This is a genomic window from Clostridium sp. KLE 1755 (genome assembly GCF_000466465.2).
GTDB classification, from domain to species: domain Bacteria; phylum Bacillota; class Clostridia; order Lachnospirales; family Lachnospiraceae; genus Eisenbergiella; species Eisenbergiella porci.
In genome coordinates this window covers 35,217-47,416 of the sequence record NZ_KE992763.1, presented here as the reverse complement: position 1 = coordinate 47,416, position 12,200 = coordinate 35,217, and the positions used below count along the sequence as shown (strand labels likewise).

Below are 12,200 nucleotides of genomic sequence, written 5' to 3'. Positions count from 1 at the left end.
CACATTTAATGTTACTCCGGCCTATCCGTTTGGATATGGAAAGGTAAGCCATAGTCATTTTCTTATACAGAGTTTGAACTTGCTGTGGAAAAGGTTACGGCATCTGCACAGAATGTTTCGGTAACGGTAAAAGTCACAAACGTCGGGAAGAAATTGCAGGTCGCGAGGTTGTACAGGTCTATTATTCCGCCCCCAAAAGAATGCTGGAGAAACCTTACCAGGAACTGGCGGCATACGGAAAGAACGGCGTGCTTGCCCCGGGGCAAAGTGAGGAGCTGCAGATTACATATCCGCTAAAGACAATGGCTTCTTACGATTCTGAACGTTCCATGTACATTCTGGAAGCTGAGGAATATTTTATCCGGGTGGGAAGTCATTCACGGGATACCAGCATTGCAGCGGCAATAAGGCTGGATGAAGAAGCAGTTACCGTGGCTGCCAAAGACTTACTGCCCCTTCAGGAAGACTTGCGGGAGCTGAAGTCAGAGGGCATTGTGCCTTATAGTTATCAGGAAGAGGCGCAGGAGAAGGACGCAGCAGTCAGGATTCCGGTCTCGGCGAAAGAGATTGATAAGCAGGTGTATGTCTATCAAAAGGAAAATAACCGGATGCATACAAACACACATGTAAGTGAGCGTACGGTCCGTGAAATATATTTGAAAGGATTTGAAATTGCCGTAAAAATTAGTATCCAAAACAGCTAAAAGTTACGATAATTATGGCGGTATTCATCTAATGTCACCTGATATTTCTTCTTAAACTGACGATAAAAAGCAGTGCGGTTTTCAAAGCCGAGCCGGTGAATGATCGCAGAAGCGCTCAGATCAGTATTTAACAACAGGCTTGCAGCTTCCCGCAGGCAGACATTCCGGATATAATCAGCGAGGGTCTGCCCGGTCTGCTTATAGAAGATCTGGCTGATGTAATCGCCATTATAGTTCAGGGCATCAGCCAATTCACTTCTGCTGACCTTTCTCTTTTGAAGATTGATGTAAGTGACGGTATCCTCAAACAAATTTTGCTCCCGAATCGCTTTCAGCCGGACATAGGAGTGGGTATACTCAATCGGCGACTGCAAATGAAATAGAAGTCGTTTCAGGCTGCCGGAAACAATATCTTCATAACCGGGGGCTTTGTCTTTGGATTCGCTTACAATCCGATAGATAAGCTGCTCCATGCCATTTGAAATACCCTCATCCGGTGCGGGCATCGGAGTAAAATCAATATAATCTTTACGGTCTTTCTGATCAGCCTGAATATTTTGGCTGAGAAACCAGGGAAGGCCGTCTTTTTGTGTATCCAAAAATAGATGCTTGGTCAGAGCAGACAGGTATTGGGGGGAGAAATTGAGGTAGACCGCCAGAAAGGCGCTGCGGTACTCTTCCACATGGCGGGCATTGCAGTTGATCAGACAAGCCTCTCCGCTCTCATACCGATGATGGCTCCCCTCAATCATAATATCCAAATGCCCATCTAAAATATAAAATAGTTCGAAGTAGTCGTGTTTATGCAGGCGGCTTAACTGCCTGGTGTCAACCGCAATGGAGAAGGCCGTTTCTGCCCCTATAAAGGCGAAGAGATAAGGTGCGTCGGGCGTATAGTCAATGATGGTCAGGCTGAAAGGCGAGTTCATCGTATAAAGGTCATATGATTCCTGTTTTTCGGGATTAAAGGGCAGGAGTTGGAGAAAATCACGGTTTTTATGATGCGATTTGGCTTCTACTTGTAAGGCTGAAACGAGTTTTTTTAATTCTATTTTGTAATCAACAGACATTTTTGACCTCCTAAGATATACGGAAATAATACAGCTTAATTTTTTGAACTACGGAAGAAACATTGAAGAGGACCGTAGAAATCATTAAAATCATGTTAAGAGTTATAGATATTTTATCATGAATGAACAGGTGTATCAACCACAACAGTGGGAAGTTGCAGCTGGAAGGTAATGAAAATGATACAAGATACAAGTGAAGGAGGAAATAGAGATGATCAAAATCCCATTTAGTCTGGGCTGGGAACGGGCAATCGGACAATCAAAAGAATTTTGGCTGGGGAATGATAATCCCAGAGTCAAGGTGGATCTCCCCGATGATTTTATTATTAACCAACCAAGGACGGCAGAAGCAGTTGGCGGAGCTTCCACAGGATATTTTACGGGCGGCCGCGCGGTTTATACAAAATGCTTTGAGGCACCGGCCGAGTGGAGCGATAAGACGGTGGTGCTGGATATTGACGGTGCATACATGAATGCGGAAGTGACAATGAATGGGGAAGCCTTGGGTGTGCACCCATATGGATATACACCATGGCAGCTTGACTTGAAGGACGCAATCATTCCGGGTGAAAAAAATGAGCTGGAAGTGGTCACGAGGTGCATTCAGCCGAATTCACGCTGGTATTCCGGCGGCGGATTATACCGGGAAGTCAGTTTATGGATCGGTGAGGCATGTCATATCCGGCCGTGGGATATTGCGGTGACAACCGCCAAAGTGCGTGATTCCCATGCGGTGATACATATAGAAGCGGTAGTGACAAATGAATCAGAAAAGGATGCTCAGGGAACTTTACAGATCAGGGTGGGAGAGACAAAAGCCTCATTACCGGTGAAGGTGGCCGCCGGCAGTACACGAAAAATGGAATCGGATATCGAAGTGGTGGGACCTGTGCTTTGGTCAGCCGAGTCTCCGCATTTGTATCATCTGGAACTGGAATTGCAGACAAATCTCGGCACCGACCACAGCGAGCTGCCGGTGGGAATCCGTAAGATCGAGATCGATGCAAAGAACGGTATGCGCGTAAACGGTCAGCCGGTAAAATTGTTGGGCGGATGCATTCACCATGATAATACGCTGCTGGGTGCAGCGGCCTTTCCGCGGGCGGAAGAACGTAAGATTGAACTGCTTAAAACCGCCGGATATAATGCGGTCCGGTGTTCGCATAATCCGCCTTCCGAAGCCCTGCTGAATGCCTGCGACCGGCTGGGGATGTATGTGATCGACGAAACCTTTGACTGTTGGCGGGTCGGGAAGAACGATCAGGATTACCATCTGTACTTTGATGAGTGGTGGCAGCGGGATACTGAAGCGATGGTACGGCGTGACCGCAATCATCCATCGGTATTCTGCTGGTCGGTTGGCAATGAACTGGTGGAAGCCGGCGGCATGAGTAAAGGCGTGGAGCTGGCCGGGATGCAGGCAGACTTCGTACGGAGCCTGGATCCGGACCGACCGGTCATGGCAGCCTTCCACAGCATGATCAAAACAAAGCGTGAGAAGGATAAGCCGCCCCGCATGCCGTTTGCAGCAGCCAGCCAAAAGAATGATTCAGAAAAAGGCGGCAGTGAAGAGGTTATGAAGCGGATGGCTGATCCGGCTGTATTTGAAAAAATGATCGAAAACATCGCGACCAATAATATGGGCGATGGGTTTGTAAACGGCGAAGACGTCTGGGGCGAAATCTCAGAAGACTGTGCGGCTATGTTGGATATCGTTGGTTACAATTATCTGCCCAAACGATACACAGCCGATGCAAAAAAATATCCGGACCGAATCATCTGCGCCAGTGAAACACATGCCAATAATACGTATGATTATTATCAGGCGATGATGGAAAACAGCAATGTAATCGGTGATTTTATCTGGACGGCATACGATAATCTGGGCGAAGCCGGTGCTGGCCGGGTCCTGCGGAGCGTGCAGGATATGGCGAGCGGGATGCTGGGAGCCTGGCCGTGGCTCAGCTGTTATCAGGGAGATTTTGATCTGGATGGCAATCGCAGGCCCCAAAGCTATTACCGGAAGGTGATGTGGCAGAAAGACGATGGCATTCATCTTTTTGCCAAGCCGCCGCAGTATACCGGGAGAAAGTCTCAGGGGTTGGGATGGCAGTGGAGTGATGTCTGGAAAAGCTGGACCTGGCCGGAAGCCTACATCGGGAAAGATATCGATGTAGAATGTTATGCGGACTGTGATACGGTTGAATTCATTTTAAATGATGAGGTGGTGGGAACCGCTCCGGTGACACGTTTTAAAGCGGAGTTTACGTTACCTTATCAGCCGGGGACACTCAAAGTGATTGCGCACAAAGAGGGAAGAATAACCGCCGAAGATACACTCATTACCGCGGGTGAACCGAAAGGAATCCGATTGATACCGGACCGAAAGGAGATCCGGGCAGATGGTATGGATCTGTGTTTCGTTAAGGTCTGCCTGGTCGACGGTGAAGGTGAGATCGTTCCGACCGATGACCTGGAGGTGACAGCGGATGTGGAAGGCGGCAACCTGGCGGGATTTGGTTCAGGAAATCCCTGTACCGATGAAAACTATGGTACCGGGAAACGAAAACTCTGGAAAGGGCAGGGGCTGATCTGTCTGCGGGCACCGATGGAACCTGGAAAAATAACTTTAAAAGTGACGGGTAAAGGGTTTGAAGAAGAGCTGGAAATCAGATGTAGCTAAGTGAAAAAAGGAGGCAGGATATTATGGAAGGAATGAAACAGTTTATGCTGGGGGCATCAACAGCAGCCTATCAGGTGGAGGGAAATAATGTCCAGAGTGATTTCTGGGTAATGGAACAATTGGAGCACAGTTCATTCAAGGAACGCTCCGGTGATGCGGTAGATCACTATCATCGTTATGAAGAGGATATTAAGCTGATGAAAGCAGCCGGCCTGAATGCTTACCGTTTCTCCATCGAATGGGCTAGGGTCGAACCGGAGAAGGGAAGATACTGTGAAGCGGAAATCAACCATTACCGTGAGGTTCTGGCGTGCTGCCAGGCCAATGGAATTACACCGGTTGTTACCATGCACCATTTTTCTTCACCTCAGTGGCTGATCAAAGAAGGGGGCTGGGAGTCGGAAAAGGTGGTTGCATATTTTCGGGATTACTGCGCTTATGTCGCGGCGCAGCTGGGGGATCAGATGAAATATATCTGTACCATAAATGAAGCGAACATGCGCCTGCAAATGACTTCGGTCATGCGGACCTTTGCTAAGAATATGGGCATCAATCTGCAGATCGGTGTGAATCTGGAGCTGCCGGAACAGTTTATGGTGGGACGAAGAGAGGCTTGTGCGGCTTTTGGTGGTGTGGCAGCGGTGAATACCTTCCTGGATCCATGTACGGAAGCGGGCGATCTTTTGATCATGCAGGCTCATGAAGCGGCCCGGGATGCGATGAAAGCAAAATGCCCGCATCTGGCCATCGGTATTACCCTTTCATTGCATGACATCCAGCCGGTCGAAGGCGGGGAAGAGGTTGCCAGGCAGCACTGGGCGGAGGAATTTACCCATTATCTTCCGTATCTGCAAAAGGATGATTTTTTCGGACTGCAGAACTACACCAGAACGCTGGTCAATGCTGAGGGTGAGCTGCCGGCACCGGAGCATGCCAAGCGGACCCAGATGGAGTATGAGTTCTATCCGCAGGCACTTGAGCATGTGATTCGCAGGGTACACAGTGAGCTTAAAATTCCGATTCTGATTACCGAGAATGGAATCGCAACACTTGATGATACGGAACGGGTCGCATTTATCGAAGAAGTACTTGGTGGAGTCAAACGTTGCCTTCAGGATGAAATACCGGTAATCGGCTATCTGCACTGGTCACTGATGGATAATTTTGAGTGGCAGCTGGGATACAGCCGGAATTTTGGTTTGATCAGCGTGGACAGGGCGACACAAACGAGAAAGCCCAAAGACAGTTTTTATCAATTAACCAAGTCGTGGAATCAATGAGAGGATGAGAAGGAGGAAGCAAAATGAAATCTGAAGGTAAGAAAAAGGCGAATAAAGTGCCGACAAAACTGATGTTAGCCTGGAACTCACGTTCCGTTTCGATGGCGATCAGTGTGGTGCTGATGATGCAGGTGACCTATTATTCAACCGAGATCCTGGGGATCGGTTCAGCGGCAGTTGGAGCATTGTTTATGGCAGCGAAGCTATTTGATGGGGTAACCGACCTGATTGCCGGTTTTATCATCGATAAAACCAATACAAAACTGGGGAAAGCAAGGCCTTATGAATTATTTATCATTCCCTTGTGGCTGCTGATCATTGCATTTTACAGTACGCCGGATATCGGAACCACCGGAAAGATGATCTACATATTTGTTACATATGTCCTGATCAACTCTGTCTGTGCTACTTTTCTGCAGTCCTGTGAAACCGTTTTCCTTGGCCGGGCGGTGAAAGAAGATGCCAAGCGGGCGAAGATCCTGTCAATTGGCGGCGTAATCGTGATGCTGTTCAGCGCTGTATCCAGTATTTTGCTGCCGCAGCTGATGGCGAATCTGGGCACGCAGCCGGGGGGCTGGTCGAAGATCGCACTGATCTATGGGGTGCCGATGCTGCTGATCGGAATCTGCCGTTTCCTTTTTGTAAAAGAGATCCCGATTGATCAGGAAAGCGAAGATAAGAATAAGGTGGGATTTGTTGAAGGACTGAAGCTGGTAGCGAAGAATAAGTATATTTTTATGTTCTCCTTATTGGTACTATTGTCATTCTTGCTTACGAATACACTTTCGATTGTAGGAACATACTATTTTACCTATATTTTTGGAAATCTGGGATTGATGTCAGTCATTGGTATGCTCAGCCTGTTGTCACCGTTCTTCTTCCTGCTCTTCCCGGTGGCAATCCGGACGATCGGTTCTATTTCATTTGTCAAGTTCGGGCTGGCGGTAGCTTTGATAGCAGCGGTTATCCGCTTCTTCTTCCCATCCAATCTGATGGTGATCGTAGTCACAACACTGTTGATTTCGGTCGGTTCACAAACGTTGACTATGATGAACCATTACTTTATCCTGCAGTGTATCGACTATGGAGAGATTAAGACTGGTAAACGTGTGGAGGGAACACCGACGGCAATTGCTAGTTTTGCGAATAAGGTCGGAAGCGGTGTGGCCTCACTGCTGGTTGGTGGATTTATGGCACTGTTTGGCTTTATCAGCTCGGCAAGTGTGCAGACGGATAGTGCGATCCTTTCGATCCGCTTGCTGTATTCGGTCATTCCAGCGGTCATCCTGGTCATTATGCTGATCGTGGTTCATTTCTTTGATGTGGAAAAGGTATTGGCCAAACTGCGTCCGCAGGCGGAAGCAGAGTCATAAAAACGAATCAGCCGCTCATTACAACGAAGATTTATCCGGTTGTAGTTGAGCGGCTGGTTTGATGCATTTATTTGATTTTTCAGCCAGTATTCCTGCGGCGTGCATTTGTAGTAGCTTTTAAAATGTGATTAGAGAGCAATTGACTTTGAAAAAATGCAAGCGGCAATTGACGGAAATGCAGACGTATGCAAATATAGCAAATATAGATTCAGGGTTGTTGATTGCGAAGATGAAGAAACAGAATTAACTTGAGGATTTATAGGAGGAACCGATAAATGAGGAATTACATAGAAGAGCATCACAGCTTACAAATAGGACTATTCGCAAAACACAAGTTTAACGAATAGTTGGCTCTTGACAGACAGGCTTTATGTATCTTAAAAAAAGGAGCCAACTACCACACGCTATAGCGTGCTTTCGTTAAACTTGCACGTCATTCTTCAAACGGGCTTGGCCCTTCATAAGGAATAATACCCATTGCGTATATAAGCGGATTTTCCTCAATCCATTTTCTTAGACTGGCGGCACGTTCATGCCTTTTGCGTTGTGCATCAAGCTGTTCCTTTGTTTTTCGCTCGTCCAGCATCAGTCCGCTTTCGCAAAGGGCTTTAGACAGTGATACCTCCCCCTCATTATTCTGCCCGATTGCATCAAACGCTCTATGATGCTGTTCGACAACTGGTTTGACCACCATTCCTTCTATCTCTCTTCGCAGTGTTTCATATTTCGAGCATGTTTCTGCAACCTTCCGCATATTAGCATAGAACCCCTTATGTTCTTCATATTCCAAATACGTTTCATGTTGAGAAATGAAGCCTTTATTGATGTAAATATCAAATTCTTCGGGATGTATGTTTATGATAAGCGGAAAGCGCCTATAGGCTTGGCTTTTTTCCGCTCCGTCGTTCGTACTGTCGTTATCGTCTTTTGCCCCTGCAAGTGTTTCCAGAAACTCCACATAAGGCTGTACACTGTTTACGATGTTTACCCTGTTTATAAGACCGACCGATGAAAACTTTATATTCTGCCTTTGCTTTGATGGATGAGTATCGAAAACATTGTAAACATTGCTCCTGCCGCCCAATTCCTTTATTAAGTTTCCAGCCCGCCTGTCGTGCCATATCAAAACTGGCTGTCCGTCGTATCCTTCAAACAAAGCGTTGTCTGCCCCGACTTCAAAGAAGATTTCTTCGTCGTTTATAAGTTCAGGGAACAATGCTCTTGCCACTGCCTTGGACATAACGCCTTTTCCTGCCCCTGCATCACCACACAGATAATAGTTTATTCTGGTTTTCGGCGGTTCTAAATCCGATAGATATACGCCGCGCATCTTTCGGAAGAACTCTAAATTATCGGCGTAGAGAAGAGGGTCTTCTGCTTTCACCTGTCTAAGCGTTAATCCCTCTAACATTATCCTCTGTCCCATAACCTGCCTGTCCGATAATTCACCCTTGCCCCATTTTGCTTTCATTTCGTCGCGTTTATCCAGTTCGGCTCGCCAGTCAAAATTGGCCTGAATTTCCAAATCAGCATAGCGGAATTTTCCCTGTTCCTGTTGTTCTGTACGTTCATGCGTCATGTATTGGACGCAATCCAGAAAAGCACCGCGTCCCTTTGGTATCTCTACATAATTAGGCAGTATACCGAACCATTTTGCAACCGTATCAAGTTCGATACAGTTATCCTTCATTTTTAAAGCGATATGGAAATGTTTCGGTTTCTTTGTCCCTGCTTTATGGTCAGGGTTTGCTTCTTCGTTTGCTTCGGTATATACGTCTTTGTCGTGTATGATATACGCCCACCTGTCGATGCTTTTATACTTTGCTACAACGCTTTTTATCTTTTCTTCTGTCAGCAGTTCGTCTCCCGTTTCGGGGTGCTTCTCATACTGCATGATATTATAATTGTAAAACCCTTTTTTCTTTGCCATTATATTGCTCCTTTCTATGATGATTAATTTTCCCAAAATTTTTCGGGCGCCAAAGGCGCCGCCCTTCCCCCGCTTCTCCATTACCTATATTATACCCATTTTTATTCTTTCTGAAAACAAATGAAAGGGGGTATTTATGGGTATTTATACCTAGTTATACCTAGTTTGTGCACCCACCAACACGAGCCCTAGTTGGTGGGTGCAGGCGTTAAAAAAACCGCGTAGAATGGGCATTCCCGATAGGCATGAAGCGGGGGAAGGGCGGTTTTATACCTAGTTTACCTAGTTTACCTAGCAGGTGACGATAGTAGGTGTTGTACCTCTTTTAACTAACTATTACTGTCCTGCATCTCTTTGTATTCCGTTATCATGTTGTAAAAGGTAGCCCTTTTAACACCCGCCTGTTCTATAAATTCCTTCGATGACAGTTCCTTTTTCTCCCACTTTTCATACAGTTCTTCCCAATTATCTGGGAACGGCAGTCTGTTGCGTCCTACATGTTCTTTAAACAAAACATCTTCAAATCTTAGTTGCCCCTTACACTGTTCTTCTGGAAGGTTTAAATCCGCCACCTTGAAACCATTTACTTTTTTATTCACAGCCGCCTGCCTGATGTATTCACTAATCCCAGTGTCCAGCATTTCAGCCTTTTTTTGAATTATTTTATATTCCAGTTCCGAAACCCTTATTTCTATCCTTTTTTCCTTTTTCATGTTTTTCTTATCTCCTTTTTTGTACGGTACTTTGTACGTACAAATATATTGTATGCCTTTTATCCTTCATTGTCAACAGAACGGCAAAAGAGACTGACTATCTTTTGATAATCAGTCTCTTTTTATCTTCCGTTAACGGTCATTTCTCTGTCATGCTCTTTAGTATGGATTGGTTCCATGATTCCATATTCCTCCAATCTATCTAATGCCTTGTTTCGTTCCTTAGCGTTGTCTATCGTTCTCCCGATTTCAACGGCTCGGTCACGTTCTTGAAGGGCTAAATCACGTTCGTATTCGGCTTGTTCCTTGTCAGCCACCGTTTTGTCTATGACAGAGATAGCTTTATCTTTCAATTCCATATAGGATTGTTTCTGTTGTTCCAGCATAGATAACAGGGTGTTTCGTTCAGTGACGATTTTCTCAACGTCACCTTTGTTATATTTATACGTTCCTAAAAGAATGGTCTTTCGTGGCACAGGCTCATTCTTGTATTTATCTATTTCATGTTGTAATTCTATCTTTTTAGCGTTTACAGACTGTTCCTTGTCAGTTATACCTTTTTCACGTTCCAGAACAGCTTTTTCCTTTGTTTGAAGGTCTTTCCATTCCTGATGGGACATGTGCTTTCTGTCTTCCCTGCTGATTCCTCTTTCTAAGTTCCAGTTTCTTGACATATCTTTATACACATTGTCCTGAAAGTCACGCATGAATGTACAGCCGCGCATTTTGTATGACTTATATAATTCCTTGTAATGTTCGTCCCCGCCTTGGCTATATGTAGCATTCATCTCCATTCTATCCCGCGTTTTGTTATATACTACTGGTAAAGCTGCCGCCTGCAAGTGTGGAGTTTTTTCGTCATAATGAATTTTAACATCTACCCAATGGTATGTAGGAAATTGTTTTTTTAGGCTCTTAAAGGAATCATTGAAAAATCTATCTTGCTCATGTCGGCTAAGTCCGTTTAAATACTCTGGGCTTGCCGTAACTACAAATTCCGTTAATGTCTTTGTGGCTTTTTCCCCACTTTTTGTTATTCTTCCTTGTACGTCATTCTCTTTTACATAGTCATTAATATATTGTTCAAACGTCTTTCCGTCCCTGTTAGCATCATGGAAGAGAGTAACATTTTCTTCCGTTTTTTCAGGTTTCCAGTCTGGGTTATTATATCCCTTGTCTTTGCTATGTTCTAGTTCTCCCAGAACAGCCCCCGCCGATTTTGTTGTGTAATTTTCTAATCTACATATTAGATAACTTGACATGTTTTCACCTCCTTTCATGCCACGGCGGACGCTCCACGCGTCCTGCCTATATGTGTATTATAGCGCAGCTTTCTCGGCGAAATCAAGTTGATTAGACTCACTCTATTCACTTTCAGTGAACCGTTCGCAGGGGCTTGCCCCTTGACCCCCTTCATGGTCACTTTCGTGACCATTGCGCGCCCTATCGGGCTTGCCCTAGTTTCTCTTTGCTGGCACAATACGGAAGGTCAGGAACGCTCCAATAGAATAAGACAGACCACTGCAAGTTTTCGGGTCTGTCTTTTTTATTCCATTTCCGCTTATCCTTCCCAACCTCATGTGTCGGCGATTCGGTCGCTAACTACCGACTTCGAACTTGTTCTCCGTCTTTCGTTAAACCTATATTTCACAAATAGTTGACAGGCAAGGCGGCTCCTACGGGAGAATTAATGTCGCCGCCTGTCAACTACCACTCCATTCGACAAGCTCATTCCGTTTTCGTGAAACAGGACAAGTTTAACGAATAGATAGCGCTTTTTAACACTTAAATAGCGCTTTCAACCGTCCTTTTCCATTTTCTGCCTGCCAAAATAGTCCTCTGCAAGAATTGCGTAATTCACCTTATCAAAGATACCGCGGTTACACAGGCAAGCCTGGCGCATAGTGCCCTCGTAAAGCATCCCGCATTTCTGCATCACTCTGCCGGAAGCAGGGTTTTCATGAGCATGGTAGGCATAAACCCGGTTAAAGCCAATCTCACGGAAAAAGTAGTCCAGAACTCTTTTTACCGCTTCGGTCATGTAGCCCTGGTTCCACCAGTCAGGGCCGATTTCATACGCAAGTTCAATTTGTTTAAGCCGATCCTCCGGGTGCATGCCGAAGAACCTGCCGATGACATCGCCGGACGCTTTCATCTGGATTGCCCAGCTGTATCTGTTTGGCCGGGAATATGCACCCAGCCATTCCTCAGTAAACATCTCCGCAGTCTTAACAACATCTTCGGTGGTTTTCATAGGCTTATAATTTGTCCACTGCCAAACCTCAGGCTTGCTCCAGCAGTTATTAAAAACCGGCTCAAGATCGTCAATAGTAAACCGGCGAAGGATAAGACGTTCAGTTTCAAGCACCACAGTACCTTTATGAGTTATTGTCAATACAGAATCCTCCCGGGAAAAAATTTGTGAGCCAAGAAGTTTAACGAAATGT

At 45.7% G+C, this 12,200-nt stretch carries 9 protein-coding genes; 4 read left to right on the top strand and 5 right to left on the bottom strand.

Annotated elements, in window-relative coordinates; all coding sequences use genetic code 11:
- Nucleotides 1-101 precede the first annotated feature (101 nt).
- The gene (locus HMPREF1548_RS23480; protein ID WP_320919948.1) at nucleotides 102-704 is read left to right on the top strand and encodes a fibronectin type III-like domain-contianing protein; all 603 of its coding nucleotides are present in this window, start codon (nucleotides 102-104) and stop codon (nucleotides 702-704) included.
- On the opposite strand, the gene HMPREF1548_RS23475 is transcribed toward HMPREF1548_RS23480, so the two are convergent.
- Entirely contained in the window at nucleotides 701-1,774 is a 1,074-nt protein-coding gene (locus tag HMPREF1548_RS23475) for a helix-turn-helix domain-containing protein (RefSeq protein WP_021639168.1), read from the bottom strand. The two genes, HMPREF1548_RS23480 and HMPREF1548_RS23475, sit on opposite strands and share 4 nt — an antisense overlap.
- A gap of 211 nt (nucleotides 1,775-1,985) precedes the next feature.
- On the opposite strand from HMPREF1548_RS23475, the gene HMPREF1548_RS23470 reads away from it, so the two are divergent.
- From HMPREF1548_RS23470 to HMPREF1548_RS23460, 3 genes are read left to right on the top strand one after another with little or no spacing between them, the layout of a single operon-like run.
- Complete coding sequence (locus tag HMPREF1548_RS23470) at nucleotides 1,986-4,457, top strand: glycoside hydrolase family 2 TIM barrel-domain containing protein (protein WP_035323609.1); 2,472 nt, start codon at nucleotides 1,986-1,988, stop codon at nucleotides 4,455-4,457.
- Between the two features lie 23 nt (nucleotides 4,458-4,480).
- A complete protein-coding gene (locus HMPREF1548_RS23465) occupies nucleotides 4,481-5,737 on the top strand; it encodes a glycoside hydrolase family 1 protein (protein ID WP_021639165.1) in 1,257 nt (418 codons plus the stop codon).
- 23 nt (nucleotides 5,738-5,760) lie between these two features.
- Nucleotides 5,761-7,110, top strand: a complete 1,350-nt coding sequence (locus HMPREF1548_RS23460) for an MFS transporter (protein ID WP_021639164.1) — start codon at nucleotides 5,761-5,763, stop codon at nucleotides 7,108-7,110.
- Nucleotides 7,111-7,543: 433 nt separating this feature from the next.
- Here HMPREF1548_RS23460 and HMPREF1548_RS23455 read toward each other — a convergent pair whose 3' ends face one another.
- The 4 genes from HMPREF1548_RS23455 to HMPREF1548_RS23440 form a co-directional block, all read right to left on the bottom strand.
- Entirely contained in the window at nucleotides 7,544-9,040 is a 1,497-nt protein-coding gene (locus HMPREF1548_RS23455; protein WP_198168677.1) for a Rep family protein, read from the bottom strand.
- Nucleotides 9,041-9,369: 329 nt separating this feature from the next.
- The gene (locus tag HMPREF1548_RS23450) at nucleotides 9,370-9,753 is read right to left on the bottom strand and encodes a plasmid mobilization protein (protein WP_021639162.1); all 384 of its coding nucleotides are present in this window, start codon (nucleotides 9,751-9,753) and stop codon (nucleotides 9,370-9,372) included.
- A gap of 122 nt (nucleotides 9,754-9,875) precedes the next feature.
- Complete coding sequence (locus HMPREF1548_RS23445) at nucleotides 9,876-11,015, bottom strand: plasmid recombination protein (RefSeq protein ID WP_035323606.1); 1,140 nt, start codon at nucleotides 11,013-11,015, stop codon at nucleotides 9,876-9,878.
- Nucleotides 11,016-11,551: 536 nt separating this feature from the next.
- Complete coding sequence (locus HMPREF1548_RS23440; RefSeq protein WP_198168676.1) at nucleotides 11,552-12,148, bottom strand: GNAT family N-acetyltransferase; 597 nt, start codon at nucleotides 12,146-12,148, stop codon at nucleotides 11,552-11,554.
- Nucleotides 12,149-12,200: the final 52 nt, after the last annotated feature.